Annotated in this window: 21 protein-coding genes and 1 other RNA gene; 9 read left to right on the top strand and 13 right to left on the bottom strand. The window is 61.4% G+C overall.

Annotated elements, in window-relative coordinates; genetic code table 11:
- The 8 genes from rsmH to CO671_RS04725 all read right to left on the bottom strand — a co-directional run bounded on the left by rsmH (position 1) and on the right by CO671_RS04725 (position 7,158).
- Positions 1-1,026: a 16S rRNA (cytosine(1402)-N(4))-methyltransferase RsmH gene (gene rsmH / locus CO671_RS04760; protein WP_097604896.1), complete on the bottom strand. Its 1,026-nt coding sequence runs from the start codon at positions 1,024-1,026 to the stop codon at positions 1-3.
- A 17-nt stretch (positions 1,027-1,043) separates the two neighbouring features.
- Positions 1,044-1,481 (bottom strand): division/cell wall cluster transcriptional repressor MraZ, encoded by a 438-nt coding sequence (gene mraZ, locus CO671_RS04755; RefSeq protein WP_064682764.1) that lies wholly within the window; start codon positions 1,479-1,481, stop codon positions 1,044-1,046.
- 426 nt (positions 1,482-1,907) lie between these two features.
- Positions 1,908-2,305: RNase P RNA component class A (gene rnpB / locus CO671_RS04750), an RNA gene on the bottom strand.
- A gap of 51 nt (positions 2,306-2,356) precedes the next feature.
- Positions 2,357-3,532 (bottom strand): FAD-dependent oxidoreductase, encoded by a 1,176-nt coding sequence (locus CO671_RS04745; RefSeq protein ID WP_097604893.1) that lies wholly within the window; start codon positions 3,530-3,532, stop codon positions 2,357-2,359.
- A gap of 11 nt (positions 3,533-3,543) precedes the next feature.
- Positions 3,544-4,728, bottom strand: coding sequence for an FAD-binding oxidoreductase (locus tag CO671_RS04740; protein WP_097604891.1), 1,185 nt, complete (start codon positions 4,726-4,728; stop codon positions 3,544-3,546).
- A gap of 81 nt (positions 4,729-4,809) precedes the next feature.
- Positions 4,810-5,430 (bottom strand): lytic transglycosylase domain-containing protein, encoded by a 621-nt coding sequence (locus tag CO671_RS04735; RefSeq protein WP_064818640.1) that lies wholly within the window; start codon positions 5,428-5,430, stop codon positions 4,810-4,812.
- 262 nt (positions 5,431-5,692) lie between these two features.
- Complete coding sequence (locus CO671_RS04730) at positions 5,693-6,454, bottom strand: N-acetylmuramoyl-L-alanine amidase (RefSeq protein WP_097604888.1); 762 nt, start codon at positions 6,452-6,454, stop codon at positions 5,693-5,695.
- On the bottom strand, positions 6,451-7,158 hold the full coding sequence (locus CO671_RS04725; protein ID WP_097604886.1) for a DnaJ family molecular chaperone: 708 nt from the start codon (positions 7,156-7,158) through the stop codon (positions 6,451-6,453). Before CO671_RS04725 ends, CO671_RS04730 begins: the two co-directional genes overlap by 4 nt.
- A gap of 483 nt (positions 7,159-7,641) precedes the next feature.
- On the opposite strand from CO671_RS04725, the gene CO671_RS04720 reads away from it, so the two are divergent.
- The 3 genes from CO671_RS04720 (at position 7,642) to CO671_RS04710 (ending at position 10,918) form a co-directional block, all read left to right on the top strand.
- Positions 7,642-8,853 (top strand): pyrophosphate--fructose-6-phosphate 1-phosphotransferase, encoded by a 1,212-nt coding sequence (locus tag CO671_RS04720; RefSeq protein WP_097604883.1) that lies wholly within the window; start codon positions 7,642-7,644, stop codon positions 8,851-8,853.
- 57 nt (positions 8,854-8,910) lie between these two features.
- A complete protein-coding gene (locus tag CO671_RS04715) occupies positions 8,911-9,546 on the top strand; it encodes a LysE family translocator (RefSeq protein ID WP_097604880.1) in 636 nt (211 codons plus the stop codon).
- A 421-nt stretch (positions 9,547-9,967) separates the two neighbouring features.
- Positions 9,968-10,918 carry a transglycosylase SLT domain-containing protein gene (locus tag CO671_RS04710; protein ID WP_097604877.1) on the top strand — a complete coding sequence of 317 codons (951 nt, stop codon included), beginning with the start codon at positions 9,968-9,970 and terminating at the stop codon, positions 10,916-10,918.
- Between the two features lie 387 nt (positions 10,919-11,305).
- Here CO671_RS04710 and CO671_RS04700 read toward each other — a convergent pair whose 3' ends face one another.
- Entirely contained in the window at positions 11,306-12,730 is a 1,425-nt protein-coding gene (locus CO671_RS04700) for a serine hydrolase (RefSeq protein WP_097604874.1), read from the bottom strand.
- Positions 12,731-12,920: 190 nt separating this feature from the next.
- Here CO671_RS04700 and CO671_RS04695 point away from each other — a divergent pair, with 190 nt between their 5' ends.
- The 5 genes from CO671_RS04695 (at position 12,921) to CO671_RS04675 (ending at position 18,111) form a co-directional block, all read left to right on the top strand.
- Positions 12,921-14,165: a DUF3419 family protein gene (locus CO671_RS04695; protein ID WP_097604872.1), complete on the top strand. Its 1,245-nt coding sequence runs from the start codon at positions 12,921-12,923 to the stop codon at positions 14,163-14,165.
- Complete coding sequence (locus CO671_RS04690) at positions 14,162-14,836, top strand: class I SAM-dependent methyltransferase (protein ID WP_097604870.1); 675 nt, start codon at positions 14,162-14,164, stop codon at positions 14,834-14,836. The genes CO671_RS04695 and CO671_RS04690 overlap by 4 nt, the downstream gene beginning before the upstream one ends.
- A gap of 128 nt (positions 14,837-14,964) precedes the next feature.
- Complete coding sequence (locus CO671_RS04685; RefSeq protein WP_097604867.1) at positions 14,965-15,762, top strand: GH25 family lysozyme; 798 nt, start codon at positions 14,965-14,967, stop codon at positions 15,760-15,762.
- 88 nt (positions 15,763-15,850) lie between these two features.
- The gene (locus tag CO671_RS04680; RefSeq protein ID WP_097604865.1) at positions 15,851-17,074 is read left to right on the top strand and encodes a lytic murein transglycosylase; all 1,224 of its coding nucleotides are present in this window, start codon (positions 15,851-15,853) and stop codon (positions 17,072-17,074) included.
- Between the two features lie 131 nt (positions 17,075-17,205).
- Positions 17,206-18,111: a DMT family transporter gene (locus CO671_RS04675; RefSeq protein ID WP_097605075.1), complete on the top strand. Its 906-nt coding sequence runs from the start codon at positions 17,206-17,208 to the stop codon at positions 18,109-18,111.
- A gap of 456 nt (positions 18,112-18,567) precedes the next feature.
- On the opposite strand, the gene metF is transcribed toward CO671_RS04675, so the two are convergent.
- The 4 genes from metF to CO671_RS04655 form a co-directional block, all read right to left on the bottom strand.
- A complete protein-coding gene (gene metF, locus CO671_RS04670) occupies positions 18,568-19,470 on the bottom strand; it encodes a methylenetetrahydrofolate reductase [NAD(P)H] (protein ID WP_097604862.1) in 903 nt (300 codons plus the stop codon).
- 1 nt (position 19,471) lies between these two features.
- A complete protein-coding gene (locus CO671_RS04665; protein ID WP_097604859.1) occupies positions 19,472-20,497 on the bottom strand; it encodes a metalloregulator ArsR/SmtB family transcription factor in 1,026 nt (341 codons plus the stop codon).
- 398 nt (positions 20,498-20,895) lie between these two features.
- Positions 20,896-22,545 (bottom strand): energy-dependent translational throttle protein EttA, encoded by a 1,650-nt coding sequence (ettA, locus tag CO671_RS04660; protein WP_097604856.1) that lies wholly within the window; start codon positions 22,543-22,545, stop codon positions 20,896-20,898.
- A 98-nt stretch (positions 22,546-22,643) separates the two neighbouring features.
- Positions 22,644-23,384, bottom strand: a complete 741-nt coding sequence (locus CO671_RS04655; RefSeq protein WP_097604855.1) for a ribonuclease — start codon at positions 23,382-23,384, stop codon at positions 22,644-22,646.
- Between the two features lie 226 nt (positions 23,385-23,610).
- On the opposite strand from CO671_RS04655, the gene CO671_RS04650 reads away from it, so the two are divergent.
- The gene (locus CO671_RS04650) at positions 23,611-24,561 is read left to right on the top strand and encodes an alpha/beta hydrolase (protein ID WP_097604852.1); all 951 of its coding nucleotides are present in this window, start codon (positions 23,611-23,613) and stop codon (positions 24,559-24,561) included.
- Positions 24,562-24,573 lie beyond the last annotated feature (12 nt).

The raw sequence follows: 24,573 nt of genomic DNA, 5'->3' as shown, positions 1-24,573 counted from the left end.
TCAACCTCCAAGCTTTCCAAGGCTGGCAAGATTGGGAAAACCGAAGAGCGACATATCCGCAGCCTCGGCGGCGGCGTCCGTTCTTCGGCCGGCGCGCAGCTTGGCCGAGCGGGCGCGCGGATTGGCCTCAGCCTCCGCCTCGCTTGCCGAAACCATCGACTTGCCCACAGCCGCAAAGGTTGCCGCCCGCTCATGTGCGGCCGGCAGGTGCCGCGAACCCGACGCCTTGCCGGCGCGGTCGGAAAAGAACTTCTTGACGATGCGGTCTTCGAGCGAATGGAAGGTGACGACGACGAGCCGCCCACCGGGCTTCAACACCGTTTCCGCCGCAAACAATGCCTGCGCGAGTTCGGCGAGCTCATCATTGACGAAGATGCGAAGTGCCTGAAAGACGCGCGTCGCCGGATGGATTTTGTCTTTCATCTTGCGCGGCGTGACCAGTTCGACGAGGCCGGCGAGATCACGTGTCGTCTCAAATGGTTTTTCCGCGCGGCGCTTCTCGATCGCATGCGCGATGCGCGGCGCCTGGCTCTCCTCGCCGAGAAAATGGAAAATGCGGATGAGATCGGCGACCTTGGCGCGGTTGACCACATCGGCGGCAGAAACACCTGTCGCCGACATGCGCATGTCGAGCGGTCCGCTCTTCTGAAAGGAGAAGCCGCGCTCGGCCTCGTCGATCTGCATCGAGGAAACGCCGATATCGAGCACGACGCCGTCGAGGCCGCCTTTCGGCGCATGATCGGCCAGATGCGAGAACTGTGAATGAACGAGCTTGAGACGGCCGCCATGGGCGGCAACCATCGCCTGGCCCGCCGCAATCGCCGTCGGATCGCGGTCGAGCGCAATCACCTCGGCGCCGGCGGCAAGAATGGCCGAGGTGTAGCCGCCTGCACCGAACGTACCGTCGAGGATGAGCTTGCCGGGCGCCGGCGCCAGCGCGGCGAGAACCTCGTCGAGAAGAACCGGAATGTGACGAACCGGTCCGCCACCGGCATCAGTTGAACCTCCGCCAGGATTCGCCGCCATTCCGTTCCCTCGCTCTTTCAGGAACGCTTGCCCGCCAGCTTGCGCTCCCCTCGTGCCTGCGCCTGCGCAGCCATAAAAGCCTGCGGCTGCCAGAGCTGAAAATGATCCGCCCGACCGACGAAGGTCACTTCGTCCGAGATACCGGTGAAGCCGCGGATGAAATCCGTGACCATCAGCCGCCCCTCGGCATCGAGCCGCATGAAGACCCCGCCTCCGTGAATCAGAAGCGACATCTCGTTCGCATCCGGCGAAAACGGATCCTCCGCAGCAATCTGCCGTTCGAATCTTTCGAGAAGATCCGGACCGCCGACGCTGATCGCCGGAAACACAAAGTCCTGAAAGCAATAAAGCTCCTGGACATTGCGCTGCGCCAGCACGGAACGAAACGCCGAAGGCACGGAAACCCTGCCCTTGGCATCGATCCTGTTGGTCGCATTCGAAAGGAAGCGGCTCATCACACGAAACATCCGTTCCCGCAGGGATCCGGACCAAAAGACGCCCGAAACTCCCGATATCAGGCACAGCTTCGCAAGCCGGATGAGTAAAAACCCCTCCGACGCTTCCGGAGAGGAAGACGCCTTTGCTTTGCGATGAATGGGCAGGTGATTGCCCTGGTGCAGTGCGAGTTTGGGATAGCATGGGACCATATGGGCGTCAATGGGATGCGCCTGCTTTGCAACAGACGCATGATCAAAAATTTATAAGCCGTTAAGTTTAACAAAGGGTTAGGATCACCCTCCCGCAAGAGACGCGCGACGGCGCTATCGCAAAAACAATTTTCGCGCAGAGGATTGCATGAGCATTCGCTTGAAAACTGTCGATTTCAGCGGCTTACCTGGAGGTGATTCGTCAAATCGGAGATTTTCGCGCCACGAAAGTTAATCGCCAGTTGGCCTGTAAGCCGGGTTCTGTATGGCTCCGGCGTGAACCGGAACGTGGCAGCCATTCCTCTGGGACAGCGTTCGCACGCTGCCTCGCGCAACCCACCCGGATGACTGGCCTGGAAACCGGCCGGAAGGCCTTTCGGACCGCCGCGTCATCCCTATTCGGTCTTGCTCCCGGTGGGGTTTACCGTGCCATATCCGTTGCCGGAAATGCGGTGGGCTCTTACCCCACCCTTTCACCCTTACCTGTCATGACAGGCGGTTTGCTTTCTGTGGCACTTTCCCTGAGGTCGCCCTCGCCGGACGTTATCCGGCACCGTGTCTCCGTGGAGCCCGGACTTTCCTCACCCTACCGCCTTTCGGCATTGGTAAAGCGCGGCTGCCCGGCCAACTGGCAGGGCTCCCATAAACGAGAGAGCGCGCAATTGCCATCAAAAATGATAGGCTTAGGAAAATTGCGGTGTGAAATCCGTGGAATAACCCTGCTGGCTGATCCTGCCTGACAAAAGCAGCTCCGCCCCGAGCCGTCCGATTTCGTCCGAACTCTTGGCCGACGTGCCGGCACAACCCGCCAACACAGCAATGGCAGGCGACGAGGTGTAGCCGATCATCGGGTAGCCGCTTTCCGTATAGGACACCACGCAGGCGGCCGTCGAAATCGAAATCGGCGCCAGATCGGGCACCAGCTGGGCAGCGATGCGCTCAAGATGCGTCCGCACGGTTTCGCGCCCCTCCGTTCTGAACCAGGCGCGCATTTCCGCCTCGTCGCCGAGCACCAGATCGTCCGGATCACCGCCGATCTTCAGATAGAATTTGCCGTCGGGATAACGGATCGGCGGCAGCAGATAGATATGGATGCCGGGCATATCGAGAATGAGCGACGGCATGGCCGCAAGACGCTCGGCATCGGCCTCGCTCACCTCGAAAAGCGTGACCGTCCGGCCATAAACGGTCATTGCAAGGGGACGCGGCAACAGATTCTCCGCAATGGAAAATCCGCCCGCGGCGAGCAGCAGCTTTTCGGCGCGATAGGTCAGGCCACCGGCAGTTCTGACGACAGCCGACCCGCCCTCCTCGCGGATGGAAACGGCATGGTCGCGGATGACGGCGGCACCCGCCTTTTCCGCCAGCAGCGACTGCGCCTTGACCAGCTTGCGCGGGCTGATATGTCCGGCGCCCCTCGCCTCGAAAACCCCGGCGCAGTCATCGGGAAAGGCAAAGAAAGGAAAGGCGGCCTTCAGCCCCGCCCGGTCGAGAAAGCTGGTTTCGACGCTGAGCGAAACGGCGGCCTGTCGCGTCTCCTCGAGGTATTCGCTTCCACCGGGCGCGGCGACGACGCAGCCGACCTCGCGATAAAAATCGATGCCGCTGTCGCGAGCGATCTCGCCATAACGGCCGATCGAGCGGTTGGCGAGCAGAGCCCAGTTGCCGTTGGGATCGATGGTACGGGTGATGCGTCCCTCGTCGTAATGGCTGGCGAAGACGCCCTGATGCGCCTTGCGGTCGGCCGGCTCGTCCGGGCCGATCACCGCCACGCCATCCACTTGGCGCGCCAGATGCCGCGCGGCTGCCGCTCCCATCAACCCGCGGCCGACGACGATATATTTGAAATCGACTGTCATGATGCTCCCTTTCAGGCAAAGACCGGCGTCAGTTCGCCGCCGAAATCCGTGTCGCCAAGCCGCCCTTCGGTCAGAAGCACCGCGCCCAATCGTCCAAGTTCGTCGGAGGATTTGGCGGCGACGAAATTGCCGCCGGTCAGCACCGCGATGCGCGGCGACTGCGTAAACCCGGCATAGGGATAACCGGTCGGCGTGAAATTCGCCACGCACGGCCCTGATGTCACCGGGCAGCCGGCAAGCGCCGGCATTAGTTGCAGGGCGATGCGGCAGAGATGATCGCGCTCGGCAGCGCTGCCGTCGGAACGGAACCACGCGCCGGCATCCTCCAGCCGATTGATGGAAAGCGTCTCGGTATCGCCGCCGAGCTTCAGATAGATTTTGCCGTCGGGATAACGCACCGGCGGCAGAATATAAATGTGATCCTCTTCCCGGCCGCCGAGCACGATCGTCGACGGCATGTCGCCGAAGACCGCCATTTCGCGCTCACCGATTTCATAGAAGACGACCGTGCGCGCCATCACCTTGGTATCGACGGGACGCGGCAGCAGCGCATGGAAATTGCTGAAGCCGCCAGCCGCCACCAGCACCCTCTCGGCGCTATAGCGCCTTCCGTCGACCGTCACCTCGACATGGGCACCGGCGTCGCGCACGGATGTCGCGGTTGCCTCGATCAGCGCAACGCCACCCTGTTCCGCGAGCATTGCCTGGGCGCGCACGAGCGCCCGCGGATTGATATGGCCGGCGCGCTTGCGTTCGAAATAGCCGCTGAAATCGGCATCGACGGCAAGATAGGGAAAGCGCCGCGAAAGGTCCGACGATGTGATGGTCTCGATGTCGCTGCCGAGCGTCCGGCTGACGGTCAACGCCCGATCGATATAGTCCTGCTCGCTCTTGTCAGGCGCTGCAAAGAGGCAGCCGACTTCCGAAAAGAAGGAAATGCCGCTCCTTGCCTCGATCTCACGGTAGCGGTCGAGCGCGCGGTCGGCGAAGGTTCCCCAGGCCAGATTGCCATCGAACGTCCGTGTAATACGCGCCTCGTCGTAGTGGCTGGCGAAGACGCCATCATGAGCTTTGCGCTCAGCCGGCTCTCGCGGACCGATCAGCGCAATACCGTCGGCCATTGAAGAGAGATGCCGGGCGGCCGCGGCACCCATCATGCCGCGTCCGATGATGATGAACCTGAAATCGACTGCCATATCCCACCTCGCTAAATCCCAGCGATACCATGGCAATCATCTTGAATCATCCGGCTCTTGTCAGGGATAGGCGCTTCAGGCTCAGAGCATTGCGAGAACCTTGCCGCAATAGGACTTGGACACCGGGTTCATGCGCGTGGCGCCATGACCGGCATTGTATTTGAGGATGGTGTTGCAGGTCTCGCCACCACCGAGATCATGGGCGGCAGCCAGATATTTCATGCCGTACTTGATGTTGGTTTCCGGATCGAAAAGGCCCTTGGCGCTGCCGGAATAGCCCATCATGCGGGCAGTCGCAGGCTTTATCTGCATCAGGCCGATTTCACCGTGGCTGCCGCGCGCATTCGGATTGAAATTGCTTTCGATACGGATGACAGCGGTCGCAAGCGCAACCGGTACATTATATTGGTTCGCATATTTGCTGATCAGTGCGGAATAGGAATTGCCGGAAACATTGGCGACGGGATAACCGCTCTGGCGCTCGACCGTCTTCAGTGTGCGTTCCGCCGTCTTGAGCGGACGCTTCGCCGGCTTGACCGAACGCTCCGCTTTCTTCAATGGACGCTCTGTCTTCTTCGAAGGACGCTCGACTTTCTTCACCGGCGCATCAGCTCGCACACCCCAATCATTCGCAAAGGCAAAGCTATTTCCGGCCAGCACCATGCCAACGCATGTTGCAGCAACAACAATCAGTTTTCTCATGTAGTCTTGAACACTCCGACCCAAAGAATTTCCGGACGGCGCGCCTCGCTGTCATAATGAATACCAGATCAATGACCGATCTGGATTCGCGGCAATTCTTATCGTTTCACATAGCGCCCGCAGTTTAACTCGAAAACAACCCCGAGTACCGCTTGGCGGAGGTTCTTAGACCATCGCAATGAGGAGATAATAGGGAAATGATGTGGCAGGCCGAATTTCGCGCTGCAGTGCGATATTCGGCGTTTCTGCAATTGTCGAGGAATCAGGAATAACGCGGCAAAGCCGACAGTAGCCGGTGCAACGTGTCGATCGTCGAGAAATCGGCGATGCCATCTATCCGTTCGGGCCGAAAATGCCGCTGGAAAGCTTCCACGTCGCCTGCCGTTTTTTCCGAAAATTGCCCCGTGATTTCAGTGCCGTAACCATAGAGCGACAGCATCGACTGCAGTGCTTCGACGGGTTGGCCGGCATCGCCACGCTGGAAGAAGCGTCCGCCGGTGATCGTTGCCGGCTCGACCCAGTGCCCGATGCCCGCCCGGTGGAGCGCCGCCCAGGGGAACTTTTCACCCGGATCGACCTTGCGAATCGGGGCGACATCGGAATGCCCAAGCACCCGTTCCGGCGCGATCGACCAACGTTTGACACAGTCCCGACACAATTCGATCACCGCCGCGATCTGCTCTTTCGGATAGTCGGGAAGGCCGCCGGGATGGCCGGCATTGGCGATCTCAATGCCGATCGACAGCGAATTGATGTCGCTCTCGCCATGCCAGCTGCTCTTTCCGGCATGCCACGCCCGCCTGCCCTCCGGCACGAGTTGGATCACCTCGCCATTCTCATGTACGAAATAATGGCTGGAAACCTGGCTTTCGTCCCGACAGAGCCAGTCGAGCGCGCCCTCCGGCGTCGGCATGCCGGTATAGTGCAGCAAGATCATATCCGGGCGACGCCCGTCGGCCCGCTCTCCGTGATTGGGCGACGGCCGCACGCAAGCCCTCGTGTAATCCGCCTCGAAGGAGGTCATGCGGCGCGGCGTTCCTTCTCGATTGCCGCATAGGCTGCGTTGAGTGCCGCCATGCGCTCATTGGCAATCACATGGAATTCCTTCGGCACGCCGCGCGAGATCAGTCGATCGGGATGATGTTCGCTGACGAGGCCGCGGTAACGTCGGCGGATCGTCGGAAAATCGTCGGAGGGCGACACGCCGAGCACCTTGTAGGGATCGCCGCCGGACGAGACATGGCGGGCGGCGATTTGCTCGAAGCGGGTCTCGCTCATCTGGAAGATCGCGCCGATGTGACTGAGGAAATTCAATTCCTTTTCATGAATCAGCCCGTCGGCCTTGGCGATATGGAAGAGGCCATCGAGCACGTCTTCCAGCACCGTGCAATTGGCCGCACAGGTCATGCAGAGCGCGGAGAGACGTTCGGCATAGGCCTCATAGCCGGCGACATCCTGACGCGCGAGATTATAAAGTCTGGCGACGTTCTTCGCTTGATCCTGCGGAAACTCGAAGATTTCCCGGAAAGCCTCGACCTCCCTCTCGCTGACGATGCCGTCGGCCTTGGCCATCTTCGCCGAAAGCGCGATGATCGCCACCGAGAAAGCGACCTTCCGCCGTGTCTCCGGATCGCCTTCGAAAACCGTGCGGATGGCCTCGACCACCGCGGACAGCGCATTGCCCGCAGTATTGCCAATGGCATTCACCAGTTTTTCCCAGAAGGACATTGAAAATCTCGCGTACTTGTCAACTTATAAGCAAACAGCTTGATCAAAGAATCGTAGCCTTTGCAAGGCGACGATTGGTCCTAGGCGCGAACACAGTTTTCACGATTTGGTAATTGTCGCACCGCAGCAAACGATTCACCCCTTTCGATTGAGGGAATGGCGCGCACCGCCGCACCGTTCTGACGGGCGCGCGACGCGACGCCGCAATTTCCACAATAGTTCTCGGTCCGCGTGTCGGGCTTGAAACGATTATATCAGCCCTTCCGGCCGCAAAGCGGAAAAAGGCTGCATTTTTCGCAAATTCTTTACTTTACAGGCCCCCTTCCCTGCCGCATCCATGCGCTGATGCATGTCGCCCCGGAACTCCACGGCGGCACCGGGGACACGGCATGCACATACAACGGGCAAACGCATCGCATAAACGAAGTTCGATGCGATGCGCCTTAGCCAGCGCCGCCGCATCGAAACGCCATAGGAGGAATCATGGCCAAGCAGAAAGTTGCAATGCTGACCGCCGGAGGCCTCGCACCCTGTCTTTCCTCCGCTGTCGGCGGCCTCATCGAACGCTACAGCGACGTTGCCCCCGAGCTCGATATCGTCGCCTATAAGTCCGGCTACCAGGGCGTGCTGCTCGGCGACAGCATCGAGATCACCCGTCAGATGCGTGAAAAGGCGCCACTGCTGCACCGCCATGGCGGCTCGCCGATCGGGAACAGCCGTGTCAAGCTCACCAACGCCGCCGACTGCGTCAAGCGCGGCCTCGTCAAGGAAGGCGAGAACCCGCTGAGGGTCGCCGCCGAACGCCTTGCCGATGACGGCATCACCATTCTCCACACGATCGGCGGCGACGACACCAACACGACAGCCGCCGACCTTGCGGCCTACCTCGCCGCCAACGGTTACGATCTGACCGTCGTCGGCTTGCCGAAGACCGTCGACAACGATGTCGTGCCGATCCGCCAGTCGCTGGGCGCCTGGACGGCCGCCGAGGTTGGCGCCCATTTCTTCGATAATGTCGGCAACGAGCAGACCGCCGCCCCCCGCACCCTCGTCATCCACGAGGTCATGGGACGCCATTGTGGTTGGCTGACGGCCGCCACCGCCCGCGCCTATCTCCAGCGCACCAGCCGCAATCAATATGTCGACGGTCTGATGATGGATGCGCAGCTGAAGGGTATCGACGCGGTCTATCTGCCCGAAATGGCGTTCGATCTCGATGCCGAGGCCGCCCGGCTGAAGGAGGTCATGGATCGCACCGGCCATGCCACCGTCTTCGTGTCGGAAGGCGCTTGCCTCGACGCCATTGTCGCCGAGCGCGAAGCCGCCGGCGAGACCGTCAAACGTGATGCCTTCGGCCATGTGAAGATCGACACGATCAACGTCGGCGCATGGTTCCAGAAGCAGTTCGCCAGCCTCCTGAACGCCGAGCGTTCCCTCGTGCAGAAATCGGGCTATTTCGCCCGGTCGGCGCCGGCGAACGGCGACGACCTCAGGCTGATCCAGAGCATGGTCGATCTTGCCGTCGAAAGCGCCCTCAATAAGGTGTCCGGCGTCACCGGCCATGATGAATCGCAGAATGGTAAATTGCGCACTATAGAATTCCCGCGCATCAAGGGCGGGAAGGCTTTTGACCTTTCGACGGCATGGTTTGCCGAAGTCATGGACAATATAGGCCAGAAATACAAAGAAGCATGATTGACGGATGGTTAATAAGGTGTCTTTGCTTGTTCCTGAGGAATGGGAGGAGACACCATGTCGTTTGAAGCCTGGCTCGCTTTTGCAGCCGCATCCGCCATTATGCTGGCCATACCGGGACCGACGATACTGCTCGTCGTCTCATATGCGCTTGGCCATGGACGCAGGATGGCGTTTGCGACGGTGAGCGGCGTGGCGCTCGGTGACTTCACCGCGATGACGGCTTCACTCTTCGGTCTCGGCGCCGTCCTTGCCGCCTCTGCCACTCTTTTCACTGTCCTCAAGTGGATCGGCGGCGCCTACTTGATATGGCTCGGAATCAAGCTCTGGCGGGCTCCTGTCATCGGTGAGCCGGTTGCCGACAACGACAATCTTCCGGAGGAAAGATCGCTCAGGATTTTCCTCCACGCCTACGTCGTCACCGCCCTCAATCCAAAGAGCATCGTCTTCTTTGTCGCCTTCGTGCCGCAGTTTCTCAATCCGGCCCTCCCCTTCTTCGGGCAGATGGCGATCATGGAAGCGACCTTCCTCGTGCTGGCGATCCTCAACGCTTCCACCTACGCATTCCTCGCCCATAGGGCGCGCGGACTGATTCGCAAGGCGAGCGTCCAGCGCGCCGTAAACCGCACCGGCGGCACCCTGCTGATCGCTGCGGGCGCCGTAACGGCCGGCTATCGCCGTATTGCGGCTTAGAGCCTTTCCCGGTCAGGCTGCATCATTCTGTCGGAGCAGATTTTTGTCAGGGCAGAGGCGATGGGCGATGGGCGATGGGCATCCCCTGGTATGTCCGAGCCGATCGCCTCTGATCCTGGCGAGAGATGCCTGACCACCGGCCGCACCGCTTCGCCATGGCGAAGCAATCAGTGCGTCCGGCAATCCCCAAGTGTTGCAGATTTGCCAGGCAAATCTGCGGCAAGGTTGGCTGATACGAGCCGGCCGGTCGCATCCGACTCCCTTTGAGCCAACAGAATGATGCAATCTGACCGGGAAAGGCTCTAAAAATTTTCCGTGGTTGCCGGAATGCCACGAATACGTTAATGGGGTCGGCAGGGTTTAAGCTTTTTAGTAACTTTTATAACGCTGCTGGGCGGCGCGATTTCACGAAAGTGACGGAATGGTAGCGATCGGATTGTCCGGCCTGAAACGCAGTCTTGTCGTTTCTACGGTGCTCTGCTGCGGCGTGATGACCGGCTGCACGAGCGTCGAATACACCTCTCAAGCCGAATTGACAGCCGCTCAGACCGTGGTGCCGACACCCAAGCCCGGCGAAGACGTCACATTGGCCGCAATCCCGACGGCCGAGGGTGCAACTGGCCAGGCCGCCGCAGGCGCCATGCTTCCGCAAACGCAGACGTCGCCCTCTCTGACCGCAACGGCGATGCCGACGGTTGGCGCGTCTCAGCCCGCCGATCTCACCATGCAGGCGGGCATACAGCCGGCGGCCTATGCGCAGATCCCCCTGACGCCGGAGATGACGGCGATCCAATCCGTCGTGCCGACGCCGCGTCCGGTGACCCCGGCACAGCCGGCGACGCAGCTTGCCTTTGCCGCGACACCGCAGAACAATGCGCTTGCGGCACTTGCGGCAGTCGACACAACGCCGCGTTCCAGCATGGATTACGGCTTCGACGAATCCGGTCCGATCGATCCCCCGACGGCTCCCCCAATGTTCAGCGACGACGATAAGGACGACGCGCCGACCGTCGAGAAGAGTTTCGTCACCAAGCTCATCCAGAAATATTCGAAGATTTATGCGATTCCCGAGACGCTGCTCCACCGCATCGTCCATCGCGAGAGCCGCTACAATCCGAAGGCGTACAACAAGCGCGGCTATTTCGGCCTTATGCAGATCAAGTACAATACTGCCAAATCGATGGGCTATGCCGGTGCGCCGGGCGGCCTCTTCGATGCCGAGACCAACATCAAATATGCCGCGAAATATCTGCGTGGCGCCTGGCTCGTTTCCGACAACAAGGAAGATGATGCCGTCCGCCTCTATGCGCGGGGCTATTATTATGACGCCAAGCGCAAGGGCATGAACGACATCGCCCAGGGCAATTACTGACAACCACAATAGAGCCTTTCCTGGTTAGATTGAAGCATTCTGCCGGAGCAGGTTTTCGTCAGGGCAGAGGCGATTGGCGATGGGCATACCCCTTGGTACGTCCGAGCCGATCGCCTCTGATCCTGGCTAGAGATGCCCGGCCCACCGGCCGCATCGCTTCGCCATGGCGAAGCGATCAGTGCGTCCGGCGCTTCCCAAGTCTTGCAGATTTGCCAGGCAAATCTGCGGGAGGGTTGGCTGAAACGGGCCGCCTGCTCGACCGGCCGGCTTGGCCGTAGAGCTGGGCTACGACGCGCGCCGGCCGGTCGACCATCCGACTCCGTTTGAGCCAACAGAATGCTTCAATCTAACCAGGAAAGGCTCTAGAAACGGATTCGACGCTGCCGCCTATGGCTGCGTCTCGACCTGCCGCTCTGGTCCGGCCTGCTGTTGCGGCACTCGCGTTTGCGGCGACGTCTCCAGGACCGCCTTGAGAAGCGCCTGCGGCTGATAGCCGAGCCAGCCCGGCGTCAGGCCGAGCCGGACGACGACCAGATTGGCGGAGGGCACGATCGCCATGCTCTGCCCGTCATGCCCCGACAGCCAGAACGTATCCTCCGGCAGCCCGAACGCGGCGTTCGAGCTGCCGGGCGCAAGCCACGCCTGGCCTTGCGTATAGCGGCCGTTCGACGCTGCCGTCGGCGTGCGCATGGCGCCGACGAACCCCTCCGGCAGCAATCGCCGGCCATTCCAGACGCCATCCTGCAGCAGGAACTGTCCGAAGCGGGCCCAGTCATGCGCCGTCGCGTAGAGATAGGAGCTTCCGGCAAAGGTGCCGCGCGCATCGAGTTCGAAGACGGCGCTGCTCATGCCGAGCGGGGAGAAGAGCGCGTCATGCGGATAAGAAAAAGCTGCTTGCGCATTGCCGACCTTGTCCATCCAGATGCGTGACAAGAGCACCGCCGTGCCGCTCGAATAGCGGAAGCGCTGGCCGGGTGCCGCCTCCATCGGCGCATTGGCCGGCAGCGATACCATGTCGGGATCGAGATAAAGCATACGCGTCACATCGGCGACGCTGCCATAATCCTCATTGAAGGCAAGGCCGCTCTCCATGCCGAGCAGGTCGGAGACCTTGATCCTGGAGCGCTGATCGTCCTTCCATTGCGCCATCAAGTGATCGTCGTCGAAGGAAACCTTGCCGTCGAGCATCAGGCGGCCGAGGATGGCTGCGTTCACCGTCTTCGTCATCGACCAGCCGATCAGCGGCGTCTTCGCCGAAAATCCGCGGCCATAGGCTTCGGCGACGATACGGCCGTCGCGCACGACCACGATCGCCCGCATCGCCGGGCCGGCAAAGCGGGAATCGGCCAGCACCGCGGCGATCTTCCCGTCCGGCTGATTGCCGCTGCTCTCGCCTTGCGGCCATACCGCGTCGTTCGCCTGCATCTTGGCCGGTGCATCGAACGGCACCGCGTTAATCGCCGCCTCGAAATTGCCGTCCGGCACGCTGGTGCAGCCGAGACTGCCGCGATAGAGCGCATAACTCGATGCGAACAGCCCCATGAAGCGCGCCGTCACCCGGCCGCTGTCGCGCTCGACACTGACGCGCACCAGCCTCAGCAGTGGATTTCCCGGCGCCTGGACGTCGTCATGCAGCACATCGTCGGCATCCCGGCCGGCAATGAAGACATTCGAGCAGACGATCTTGGCGGCGTAGCCGTCCCCGACGCGCAACAGCTCCGGCGGCCGGGCGAAGAGCCAGCCGGTCCCGGCGGCGATGATGAGAACCACAAGGAGAGCAAGCGCCTTCAGGACACGCAGCACAAATCGCATGGCATTCCTCCATGCCGGGAGAGAAGCAGGAATCGCGCCGGTCGGAAAGGGGCCGGCGCGAAGAAGGCGCCCCATTCCGATCACTCTTCATTGATGCCGGAGCCTCCCGGGACCGGCGCCCACAGCCCGCGTCATCAAACTGTAGCAGTGGCGCGCTACACGCCCTGAACGCTAAAAAGGTGACAGACTCATGTCAGAATTTGCACCGGATGCCGGCTTCCGCAAGAACCGGAAACTCAAGGACGCCCTTCTCCGCCACAAGGCTTTTTCGAAGGAAGGTTTTTCCGAGCGTCTCTTCGGCCTCCTCTTCTCCGGCCTCGTCTACCCACAGATCTGGGAAGATCCGGATCTCGACATGCAGGCGATGGAGCTGAAGCCCAACCATCGCATCGTCACCATCGGCTCCGGCGGCTGCAACATGCTCGCCTATCTCTCCAAGGCGCCGGCCTCGATCGACGTCGTCGATCTCAACCCGCACCATATCGCGCTGAACCGCCTGAAGCTTGCCGCCTTCAAGCATCTGCCGGATCATGCCGACCTCGTCCGCTTCCTGGCGATGCCGAACGAAAAGTCGAACAGCCGCGCCTACGACCGGCATCTTGCCGCCAGGCTCGACGAGGCGACCCGCAGCTACTGGAACGGCCGCAAGTTCGGCCGCCGCCGCGTCACCGTCTTCGACCGCAACATCTATGAAACCGGCCTGCTCGGCCGCTTCATCGGCGCAGCTCACCTTCTTGCCCGCCTGCACGGCGTCAAGCTGCGCGAGATGACCAAGACCCGCTCGATCCGCGAGCAGCGCCAGTTCTTCGACGAGCAGATCGCGCCGCTTTTCGAAAGGCCGGTCGTGCGCTGGATCACCGGCCGCAAGAGCTCGCTCTTCGGGCTCGGCATTCCGCCGCAGCAATATGACGAACTCGCAAGCCTTGCCGCCGATCATTCGATCGCGCCGGTGCTGAAGCACCGCCTGGAAAAGCTCGCCTGTCATTTCCCGATGCGCGACAACTATTTCGCCTGGCAGGCCTTCGGCCGCCGCTACGGCACTGAAGAGGAAGGCCCGCTGCCGACCTATCTGAAGCCGGAGCACTATGAGGTGATCCGCGCCAATGTCGACCGCGTCAACGTTCACCACGCAAGCTTCACCGAGCTTCTGGCCCGCGAGCCGGCCGCGTCGCGCGACCGCTACATCCTGCTCGACGCACAGGACTGGATGACCGATGGGCAGTTGAACGACGTCTGGCGGGAAATCACCCGCACGGCGCGCGACGGCGCCCGGGTGATCTTCCGCACCGCCGCCGAGAAGAGCATCATCGAAGGCCGCCTGTCTCCTTCGATCCGCGACCAATGGGAATACTTCGAAGAGAAGTCACGCGAACTGACCGCGCTCGATCGCTCGGCGATCTATGGCGGTTTCCACATCTACGGGAAGAAGGCGTGAGCAAGGTCGGCACCGAGACGACGGGAATGAGCGACGAACATGCCAGCCTGATGGATGGCATGTACCGCTACCAGCGCCATATCTACGACCTGACGCGCAAATATTACCTTCTCGGCCGCGACAGCACGATTCGCAATCTCGACGTGCCAGAAGGCGGCACCCTGCTCGAAGTCGGCTGCGGCACCGGTCGCAACATGGCCTTCGCCCACAGGCATTTCCCTACCGCCAAGCTGTTCGGCCTCGACATTTCCCAGGAAATGCTGATTTCAGCCCGCAAGACCTTCGCCACCAAGGCGACGATTCCGGAATTCCGCGTCGCCGACGCCACGGCCTTCACGCCGCGCGAATTCGGCGTCAGCGGTTTCGACCGCATCCTGATCTCCTATGCTCTGTCGATGATCCCGGACTGGGAGCGCGCCGTCGATGCGTCGATCGCCGCGCTCAATCCCGGCGGTCAGCTGCATATCGTCGATTTCGGCCAGCAGGAAGGTCTGCCGCGCTGGTTCCGCCGCATGCTGCAGTCCTGGCTTGCAAAATTCCACGTCACCCCGCGCTCCGATCTGCGGGAGGTTCTGGAAGCGCAGGCTGAGGAGCACAATGCGCGATTGTCGTTCGAAACCGTCGGCGGCGGTTATGCCTGGCGGGCGGCTATTATCAGCAAGCGCACATAATTCGCTTGAAACTAACCGATTTTTTACGTTGATATGGTGAAAAGAGGGTTATTCCCTCTGCGGGACTCGTCTTTTTCGAAGGTCAGGCTGTGGGGCAAAGAGATCATTCGGTTCACGACGGGATACCCATGCGCCGGCTTTTGTTTTGCGTTGTGCCCTTGGCCATCATGCTCGCCGGCTGCTCCTCCTCCGGTTATGACTACCTCGAAACGGCATCGGTCAACCCGAAAACGCGCTTCAAGGACACCGATCCGCAGAATTTTGGCGCGAAGCACCCGCATCAAAATGATGTGCACGGCATCGACATCTCCAAATGGCAGGGCGATATCGACTGGGCGAGCGTGAAGAATTCGGGCGTCGCCTTCGCCTTCATCAAGGCGACGGAAGGCAAGGACAGGCTCGATGCCCGATTCGACGAATATTGGCGCGAGGCCCGCGCCGCCGGCATCCCGCACGCTCCCTATCATTTCTACTATTTCTGCTCTTCGGCCGATCAGCAGGCCGACTGGTTCATCAGCAACGTGCCGAAGGAGGCGATCCGCCTGCCACCAGTGCTCGACGTCGAATGGAACGGCGAATCGAAGACCTGCCGCTATCGCCCCGACCCGACAACCGTGCGCGCCGAAATGCAGCGTTTCATGGACCGGCTGGAAGCCTATTACGGCAAGCGCCCGATCATCTACACCTCGGTCGATTTCCACCGCGAGAATCTTGCCGGCCATTTCCAAGATTATCATTTCTGGGTCCGCTCGGTGGCGAAACATCCCGAGGTGACCTATTCCGACCGCCGCTGGGCCTTCTGGCAATATACCTCGACCGGCGTCATTCCCGGCATCAAGGGACCGACCGACATCAACGTCTTTGCCGGCAGCGCAAAGAACTGGAACAACTGGGTCGCGACCGTTTCCAAGGATAGAAATTCTTAGTAACGTCTTTCAATCTTTCTTGCTTCCGTCACATTCCTCTGTGAAAGCGACGGCATCCATTTGCTATTTTGCTATAAGGACCGCATTCATGCACCGCTCGCTCACAAGCCGCTCTGCACTCGCCCTCCTGTTTGCCCTTACTATCGCCGGCGGCGCGGCCGCCCAGCAGGCGCCTGCTGCCTCCGCCCCCTCGACAGCGCCCTGCGGCGGCGATCTGTCCGCCTTCCTTGAGGGCGTCAAGGCCGATGCGGTTGCCGCGGGCGCCAGTGCCGCGGCAACCGACGAAGCGCTTGCCGGCGCCGAGATCGACCAGAAGGTGCTTAGCCGGGATCGCGCCCAGGGCGTCTTCAAGCAGACCTTCCTCGAATTTTCCCAGCGTACCGTCAGCCAGGCCCGCCTCGACATCGGCCGCCAGAAGATGAAACAGTATGCCGACGTCTTTGCCCGGGCCGAGCAGGAATTCGGCGTTCCCTCCGGCGTCATCACCGCCTTCTGGGCGATGGAAACCGATTTCGGCGCCGTCCAGGGCGACTTCAACACCCGCAACGCGCTGGTGACGCTGTCACACGATTGCCGTCGCCCGGAGCTCTTCCGCCCGCAGCTGATCGCTCTCATCGAGATGGTCCAGCACGGTGACCTCGACCCTGCCACCAACACCGGCGCCTGGGCCGGCGAGATCGGCCAGGTGCAGATGCTGCCGCGCGACATCATCGCCTACGGCATGGACGGCGATGGCGACGGCCATGTCCGCCTGAAGCAGAGCAGCCCTGACGCCGTCCTGACGGCGGCGAAATTCATCCAGCACCTCGGCTTCGAGCGCGGACAGCCCTGGCTGCAGGAAGTCACCCTGCCTGACAATCTGCCCTTCGAGAAATCCGGCCTTGGCGGCACGATGAAGGCCAGCGAGTGGTTCGCGCTCGGCGTCAAGCCGCGCGACGGCAACACTGCTTTCGGCGATCTCGAGGGCGACCTTGTGCTGCCGCAGGGCCGCATGGGACCGGCGTTCATCGCCTATCCGAATTTCAAGATCTATCTCGAATGGAACAAGTCGTTCATCTATACGACGTCGGCCGCCTATTTCGCGACCCGGCTCTCCGGCGCCCCGACCTATCTCAAGGGCACGCCTGAACAGGGTCTTGCCAACGACCAGATGAAGACGCTGCAGACCAAGCTGCAGTCGCTCGGCCACGATGTCGGCGAGATCGACGGCATCCTCGGCTCCGGCACGCGTATCGCGATCCAGAAGGAACAGCAGCGCCTCGGCATACCGGCCGACGGCTGGGCGACGCCGGCGCTTCTCAACGCTCTCTGATCGCCGCTGCCGCTGCGCCGCACGCTTCGCAAGAAACGGGTGGCGCCGCGCGCCGTCGGCGTTAAAGCTTGATGGTGAGGATCCGCGGTCGGGTTTCGACGCGACGGCGGCTGGGGATGGAGGAAGGCGACATGGACAACAGAATGAATGCCTGGACCTGGAGCCTACTGCTCCTGCTCGGTCTCATCTGGGGCGGCTCTTTCTTCTTTGCCAGCATCGCCGTCCAGCATGTCCCGCCGTTGACCCTCGTCTTCCTGCGCCTGCTGCTGGCCGCGATTGCGCTGCACATCTACATCGCCGGCCGTTTCGACATCTATCCGATCCTGGAAGCCCGCTGGCGCGAATTCCTGATCCTCGGGCTCATCAACAATGCGCTGCCGCACGCTCTGATCTTCTTCGGCCAGACCCGCATCGGCGCCGGACTTGCGGCGATCCTGAACGCGACGACGCCGATTTGGACCGTATTGATCGCCAACTACGTCACATCAGACGAGAAGCTGTCATCTGCCAAGATTGCCGGCTGCCTCGTCGGCCTGGCCGGAACGATCGTGTTGATCAGCCCCAGCCTGTCGGCCAGTGGCGAAGCGCCGCTCTGGGCGCTGCTGCTTCCGGTACTTGCCGCCGTCTCCTATGGGTTCGCAGCCACCTACGGCAAGCGGTTCAAGACTATTCCGGCCCCCGTCACCGCAGCCGGCCAGCTGACGGCGTCCTCGTTGATCACCTTGCCGTTGTCGCTCTTGGCCGATCGCCCCTGGACGCTCCCCTGGCCGTCGCTCGATATCGTCGTCGCCGTACTAGCGCTGGCGCTGGTGTCGACCGCCTTCGCCTATATTCTCTATTTCCGGATCATGGCGGCGGCCGGCGCCACCAACGCCTCGCTCGTCACGCTGCTGGTGCCACCCAGCGCCATCCTTCTCGGCGTGCTTTTCCTCGGCGAGCGGCTCACCCTTGCCGAACTCGCCGGCATGGCGCTGATCGGCTTCGGCCTTGTCATTCTCGACGGCCGTGCCTACCGCCTGTTGGCCAGGGCAGCGTGAAGAATGGTTGCAAATCCTGCATGATTTCAACCGCTTGGCTGCGCGCCATGTTTCAGGCGTATAGGTAAATCGGCAATCGCCCGATTTAACCGCATGTTAAATTCTGTGAATAAAATTTTGTCGTGAATAGGGCTTCAATTTCAACAGTTTGCGGATTCAGTGTTCGACTTATCCACCGCCCTGTTCTGCGGCGCAGCATAGATTCCGCTTCCCAACCGACACATTTCCGACATATTATTGACAGGTTAACGCGAGGAGACAGACATGGGACTCACGCAATCCTTGAATGTTCTGTTGGTCAGTGCAGCGTTTGCCTTCGTCCTGTCCATGCTCTTTATCTGAGCTGGCCGGCGGGGTGTGACGACTGGTAGTACCTGAACTCCCCTGATCAATCCGCCAAAGAAAAAGCGCATGTCCCGCCCGACATGCGCTTTTCACTTTGATGGACGCGAAAAATCAGGCAGCCGCGCCGGCGTTTTTTGCCGCCTGGCGGGAGAGGCCGAGATTGTCGAGCACGGCGGAAACCAGCGGCGAACGGTTCATCGTATAGAGATGGAAATCGCGGATGCCGCGCCGGACGAGATCCTCGATCTGCTCGGCGGCGACATCGGCTGCGACCTTCGCCCGTTCTTCGGGCTTGTCGTCAAAGCCCGCAAAACGCGCGTCAAGGAAGCCGGGGATGATCGCCCCGCAGGCGCCGGCAAAACGCTTGAGCTGCGTCAGGTTCTGGATCGGCATGATGCCGGGCACGATCGGGATCGAAATGCCGGCCTTGCGCACCCGCTCCAGGTAACGCTCGAAATTGTCGTTGTCGAAGAAGAACTGCGTCAGCGCCCGGTCGGCGCCGTTGTCGGCCTTGCGTTTCAGCATGTCGATATCGGCGGCCGTGTCGCGGCTCTCCGGATGCTTCTCCGGATAGGCGGAGACTGAAATTTCGAAATCGCCGATCGCCTTGAGGCCGGCCACGAGCTCCGCCGCATTCGCGTAACCGCCGGGATGCGGCTGGTAGGGCGCGCCGGCGCCGCCCGGCGCATCGCCGCGCAGCGCCACGAAATGCGTCACGCCGACCTTGCGGAAGGTCTCGATCATCTGATGCGTCTCTTCCTTCGTCGCGCCGACGCAGGTCAGATGCGAAGCGGTGGCAAGCGGCGTCTGCGACAGGAAACGCGTGACGGCGGTCAGCGTCGGCGCCTTGGTGGTGCCGCCGGCGCCGTAGGTCACCGAGACGAAATCCGGATCCCAGTCCTGCAACTCGCTGACGGTATTCCAGAGCTGGCCTTCCATCTCTTCCGATTTCGGCGGGAAGAATTCGAACGAGATCCCGATGTCGCGCGCCTGCGCTTCGCTTTTCAAAGCCATGTCATACTCTCCCGGCAAATGTAGGTTCGGCGCCTTCGCTTAGTTGCGAAGCCATGAGGCGCCTCGGATCGCGTGCGAGCCAGACGGTGACCGTCAGCCCCTGCCCGCTCTGCTGACCCGGATGAAGATCGACGACCTGCTCGACGTCGAGCCCGGCCTTGCGCAGCCAGTCGGACATCGCCTGGTGCGAAAAGCCGAGACGCACATGCGCATGCTCGTCGCGGAGATATTCGAGCGTATGCGGCGCAAGGTCGATGACGACGAGCCGGCCGCCCGGCCGCAGCATGCGCGCCGCTTCGGCGATGGCAATCTCCGGCTGGTCGAAGAAATGCAGCACTTGATGGATCGTCACCAGGTCGAAATCCTGTCCCTCGAACGGCAGGTTCAGAATATCGGCGTGGCGCACGGTGGCCTTGGTGATACGGGACTTGTCGAGATTGGCGCGCGCCACGCTCAGCATGTCGCGGCTGGCGTCGACACCGATCGCCCGGCGGTAGAGCCCGGCCAGGAGTTCGAGGATGCGGCCGGTGCCGGTGCCGAGATCGAGCAGCGAATCGATCGGCTGGCTGCCGAGCAGCCGGATGACGGCGGCATCGACTTCCTCGTCGGCCGCATGCAGGCGGCGAAGCTCGTCCCATTCCGCCGCGTTGCGGCTGAAATAGGCTTGTGCCCGCTCGGCCCGCTGGCGTTTGACCGCCGACAGCCGCTCGCCGTCACGAAGGACGGTCGGATCGTTTTCGGAGACATGCTTCAGCAAGGCCCGCACGAGCATTGCCGCCTTGCCGTCCTGCTTGAGGCGGAAATAGGCCCAGGCGCCTTCCTGATAGCGCTCAATCAGTTCGGCCTCTCCAAGCAGCTTCAAGTGGCGGGAGATACGCGGCTGGGACTGTCCGAGAATTTCGGTCAGGTCGGTGACCGTCAGATCGCCCGCGTCGAGAAGCGCCAGAAGCCGCAGACGCGTCGGCTCGCCGGCCGCCTTCAAGACGTCCACCAAACCATCCAGTCCCAGCTTCAAAGGTTCGCTCATCTTCAGCCCAATCAAGATATAAAGATATCTTTATGTGATTTGAAAAGCGGTGGCAAGCGGCAATTCGCACTCTCCGCGAAATTGCCTGCTCAAATTGCGACAAGGCCTCAATGGATGCTGCCCGAGCGCCTGTAGCGGTTTCAAGAGGACGATATCCATCAGAAACAAAGATTTAGACGCGCCACATGAGTGAGGTTCGAGGCGACACGCTTATACGAAAAAGCCCCGGACGGCCGGGGCTCAGCTTGTTGAAAACCTCACTTTTTGTCGCGACGTCATCCTCGGCCTTGTGCCGAGGATCTGCTCCGCATCGGCCGTCGCAGATGCTCGGGACAAGCCCGAGCATGACGAAAGAGGCGTTGCCGGGCTCAGTCGCAGCCCTACCCGACAAGAGGCGATCAGCGCGTCAGACGCTTATGCGCCTGGCTGCCCGGGTTGAGGGCGTCGGGGCCGAGGCGGCGGATCTTGTCCTGTTCATAATCCTCGAAGTTGCCTTCGAACCATTCGACATGGCCCTCGCCTTCGAAAGCCAGAATGTGCGTCGCCAGACGGTCGAGGAACATGCGATCGTGGCTGATGATGATGGCGCAGCCGGCGAAGTTCTCCAGCGCGTTTTCAAGTGCGCCCAGCGTTTCCGTGTCGAGGTCGTTGGTCGGCTCGTCGAGCAGCAGGACATTGCCGCCGGCCTTCAGCATCTTGGCGAGGTGAACGCGGTTGCGCTGGCCGCCGGAGAGATTGCCGACCTTCTGCTGCTGATCGCCACCCTTGAAGTTGAAGGCGCCGCAATAGGCACGGGAGTTCATGTCGAACTTGCCGAGCTTGATGATTTCGGCGCCGCCGGAGATTTCCTCCCAGACCGTCTTGTCGCCCGCAAGCGCGTCACGGCTCTGGTCGACATAACCGAGATGCACGGTCTCGCCGATGCGGATCGAACCGCTGTCCGGCTTTTCCTGGCCGGTGATCATCTTGAACAGCGTCGTCTTGCCGGCGCCGTTCGGGCCGATAATGCCGACGATGCCGCCCGGCGGCAGCTTGATCGAGAGGTCGTTGATCAGCGTGCGGCCCTCGAAGCCCTTGGTGATCCCTTCCATCTCGATGACCACCTGGCCGAGCCGCTCGCTGACCGGGATGATGATCTGCGCGTCGCCGGGACGCTGCTTCTCGGCGGCATCCACCAACTGCTCGTATGACTTGATACGCGCCTTGGACTTGGCCTGGCGGGCCTTCGGGCTGGACGCGATCCATTCCTGTTCGCGGCTGATGGCCTTCTGGCGCGAGGCTTCTTCGCGGTTTTCCTGCAGCATCCGCTTGGCCTTCGCTTGCAGGTAGGCCGAGTAATTGCCCTCGTAAGGGATGCCGCGGCCGCGGTCGAGTTCGAGGATCCATCCGGTGACGTTGTCGAGGAAGTAGCGATCGTGGGTGATCATCATCACGGCGCCGGGATAGTCACGCAGATGCTTTTCGAGCCAGGCGATGGTTTCGGCGTCGAGATGGTTGGTCGGTTCGTCGAGCAACAGCAGATCCGGCTGCGAAAGCAGCAGGCGGCAGAGCGCGATACGGCGACGTTCACCACCGGACAGGCTGGTGACATCGGCGTCGCGCGGCGGGCAGCGCAGGGCTTCCATCGCCATCTCGACCTGGCTTTCCAGATCCCAGAGGTTCTGGCTGTCGATGATGTCCTGCAGCTTGGCGCCCTCTTCCGCGGTCTCGTCGGAATAGTTCATCATCAATTCGTTGTAGCGATCGAGGATCGCCGTCTTCGAGGCAACGCCTTCCATGACGTTTTCGAACACCGTCTTGTTCGGGTCGAGACGCGGTTCCTGCTCGAGATAGCCGACCGTGGCACCCTCGGCCAGCCAGGCTTCGCCGGTATACTCCTTGTCCTGGCCGGCAATGATGCGCAGCACAGTGGATTTACCGGCGCCGTTCGGCCCGAGGATGCCGATCTTGGCATCCGGGTAGAAGGAAAGGTGGATGTTCTCCAGGATCTTCTTGTTGCCATAGGCCTTGTTGAGGCCGGACATATGATAGATGAATTGACGTGCCATGCTGCGCTGCTCCGGGCGGGAAACTTCGTTTCGTGCCGCTATGTAGGCGAAACAGCGCCTGTGGGCAACGCCGAAACCCGGTTTAGGCAGGATTCCGGTCAGAAGCCCGCCGCATCGACGACACCTTCATCGCAGCCGAAAGAGGTTTTTCCCGCCCCTTGGATCAGATCGCCAAGGCCACCGCTTTTTGCCGCCGCGGTTCCCGCATCCTGAGACAGCCCGATCGTCAGCTCGCTGATCATCCTGACATTGCCGGCCCGCCGGCAGCTCATCTTGACGCGGTCGCCCGCCCCCGGCCCGAAGCTCTTGTCGAAAGCCGCCTTGATCGCATCGGACTTGACCGTCTTGCCGATATTGGCAGCGAAGAGGTCGCGCACGGCCGATGCATTGAGCGCACTGACGAGATGGACGCTGACGCCGAAATAATCTTCCGCGCTCATTTTCGTGCAGGTGCCATGCTTTGTCCATTCGTGCCGTTCCAGGCCGGACTGCGTGCCGGGCATCGCCTTGGCCAGCGCCGCCTGCGTCTCGGCCGAAAGCGTGACCGCCGGCAATGTAGCCCATTTGCCGTCCTTGTCGGCAGCCTTCTGGTCGTCGCTGACGCCGCAATAATCCTGCCGCATCGGCCAGAGGCCGTGCAGCGAGAAATTCGTTGCGTCGTGGCGCTCGCCGGTCTGGCTTGCGCATTCGGCCTTCTTCTGGTTCGTCTGACAGAAGGCGGGCTGCCAGCTCGCCGCAAGAATGAAACGGGTGCGCCCCGTGGCCTCCTGCGCCATGGCGGCGCCGGCAACGGCCATCGATACGGCGAACGTCAAGGTACGCAACTGCATGCTGCTCATTTCAACCCCCATAGAAGAACAATGCAGGAACAGATAAGCACAAAGAGTAAACGGCAGCAACCCTGAATCGCAATATTCCTTTAATTTGTTATCGACTGCATTCAGCGCCTTAAAGTCACCCAACCGACACTTTGTCACTTTGAGTTGAAGCATAATCGCTCAAATCGATTTCGCTTTAGGAAATTATGCGCTAGCGATCTGTTCTGCGGCGGCAGGGAGGATCCGAATGTTTTCTGAAACGCAATGGCTCTCCGTGCCGGGAGCATCGCTGGCCTATCACCATGCCGAAGCCACCGGCCCCGCATGCGGCATTCTGTTGATATCGCACGGTCTGGCGGAGCACTCGAAGCGGTATCGCCGCTTTGCCGAGGCGATGGCGGCGCGCGGCTATCACATCTATGCCCATGATCACCGCGGCCATGGCGAGACGACGGCGCCCGACGCTCCGATCGGCCGCTTCGCGCGGCGGGACGGCGTCGAACGGGTGATCGGCGACATCATCGCCATGCGCACTCATGCGGCCTCGCGCCATCCCGGCCTGAAGGTGATCCTCTTCGGCCATTCGATGGGTGGCCTCATCGCGCTCAATGCCGCCGTCGCCGCTCCGGCCGAGTTCGACGCGGTCGCCGTCTGGAACTCCAATTTCGCCGTCGGTCTTGCCGGTCGCGCCGCCCAGGCGATCCTCATCGGCGAAAGGATGCTGAAAGGTTCGGACGTGCCGAGCGGCCTCCTGCCGAAACTCACCTTCGCCGCCTGGGGCCGGTCCATTGCCAACCGCCGCACGGAATTCGACTGGCTTTCGCATATTCCCGACGAAGTCGACAAATATGTCGCCGACCCTCTTTGCGGCTTCGACGCCTCGGTTTCACTCTGGCTCGATGTCTTCGAACTAACCTTCCGTGCACCGCAAAAGATCCATCTCGACCGGCTGCGGCGCGACCTGCCGATCCATCTGGTCGGCGGCGCAGAAGATCCGGCGACCGAGCGTGGAAAAGCCGTGCTCTGGCTGTCAAACCATTTGAAAAGCCAGGGTTTCTCCCGTATCAGCACTGAGATATATCAGGACACGCGGCACGAAACGCTGAATGAGATTGGCGCAGATGCAGCCATTACCGCCTTCGCGGACTGGTGTGACGGCGCGGTCGGCAAAAGCCGGAACGGCCAAAATCCCGGATAACGAGAATTCCAC

Source organism: Rhizobium sp. M10, assembly GCF_002531955.1.
GTDB classification, from domain to species: domain Bacteria; phylum Pseudomonadota; class Alphaproteobacteria; order Rhizobiales; family Rhizobiaceae; genus Rhizobium; species Rhizobium etli_C.
Note: the sequence above shows the minus strand (reverse complement) of the source record. Positions and strands in the feature narration are given on the sequence as shown.

Excerpts from the sequence above, each read along its gene's own strand:
- rsmH (WP_097604896.1), bottom strand. The coding sequence starts at position 1,026 with ATGGCGGCGAATCCTGGCGGAGGTTCAACTGATGCCGGTGGCGGACCG.
- mraZ (WP_064682764.1), bottom strand. The coding sequence starts at position 1,481 with ATGAGCCGCTTCCTTTCGAATGCGACCAACAGGATCGATGCCAAGGGC.
- CO671_RS04745 (WP_097604893.1), bottom strand. The coding sequence starts at position 3,532 with ATGACAGTCGATTTCAAATATATCGTCGTCGGCCGCGGGTTGATGGGA.
- CO671_RS04740 (WP_097604891.1), bottom strand. The coding sequence starts at position 4,728 with ATGGCAGTCGATTTCAGGTTCATCATCATCGGACGCGGCATGATGGGT.
- CO671_RS04735 (WP_064818640.1), bottom strand. The coding sequence starts at position 5,430 with ATGAGAAAACTGATTGTTGTTGCTGCAACATGCGTTGGCATGGTGCTG.
- CO671_RS04730 (WP_097604888.1), bottom strand. The coding sequence starts at position 6,454 with ATGACCTCCTTCGAGGCGGATTACACGAGGGCTTGCGTGCGGCCGTCG.
- CO671_RS04725 (WP_097604886.1), bottom strand. The coding sequence starts at position 7,158 with ATGTCCTTCTGGGAAAAACTGGTGAATGCCATTGGCAATACTGCGGGC.
- CO671_RS04720 (WP_097604883.1), top strand. The coding sequence starts at position 7,642 with ATGGCCAAGCAGAAAGTTGCAATGCTGACCGCCGGAGGCCTCGCACCC.
- CO671_RS04715 (WP_097604880.1), top strand. The coding sequence starts at position 8,911 with ATGTCGTTTGAAGCCTGGCTCGCTTTTGCAGCCGCATCCGCCATTATG.
- CO671_RS04710 (WP_097604877.1), top strand. The coding sequence starts at position 9,968 with ATGGTAGCGATCGGATTGTCCGGCCTGAAACGCAGTCTTGTCGTTTCT.
- CO671_RS04700 (WP_097604874.1), bottom strand. The coding sequence starts at position 12,730 with ATGCGATTTGTGCTGCGTGTCCTGAAGGCGCTTGCTCTCCTTGTGGTT.
- CO671_RS04695 (WP_097604872.1), top strand. The coding sequence starts at position 12,921 with ATGTCAGAATTTGCACCGGATGCCGGCTTCCGCAAGAACCGGAAACTC.
- CO671_RS04685 (WP_097604867.1), top strand. The coding sequence starts at position 14,965 with ATGCGCCGGCTTTTGTTTTGCGTTGTGCCCTTGGCCATCATGCTCGCC.
- CO671_RS04680 (WP_097604865.1), top strand. The coding sequence starts at position 15,851 with ATGCACCGCTCGCTCACAAGCCGCTCTGCACTCGCCCTCCTGTTTGCC.
- CO671_RS04675 (WP_097605075.1), top strand. The coding sequence starts at position 17,206 with ATGGACAACAGAATGAATGCCTGGACCTGGAGCCTACTGCTCCTGCTC.
- metF (WP_097604862.1), bottom strand. The coding sequence starts at position 19,470 with ATGGCTTTGAAAAGCGAAGCGCAGGCGCGCGACATCGGGATCTCGTTC.
- CO671_RS04665 (WP_097604859.1), bottom strand. The coding sequence starts at position 20,497 with ATGAGCGAACCTTTGAAGCTGGGACTGGATGGTTTGGTGGACGTCTTG.
- ettA (WP_097604856.1), bottom strand. The coding sequence starts at position 22,545 with ATGGCACGTCAATTCATCTATCATATGTCCGGCCTCAACAAGGCCTAT.
- CO671_RS04655 (WP_097604855.1), bottom strand. The coding sequence starts at position 23,384 with ATGAGCAGCATGCAGTTGCGTACCTTGACGTTCGCCGTATCGATGGCC.
- CO671_RS04650 (WP_097604852.1), top strand. The coding sequence starts at position 23,611 with ATGTTTTCTGAAACGCAATGGCTCTCCGTGCCGGGAGCATCGCTGGCC.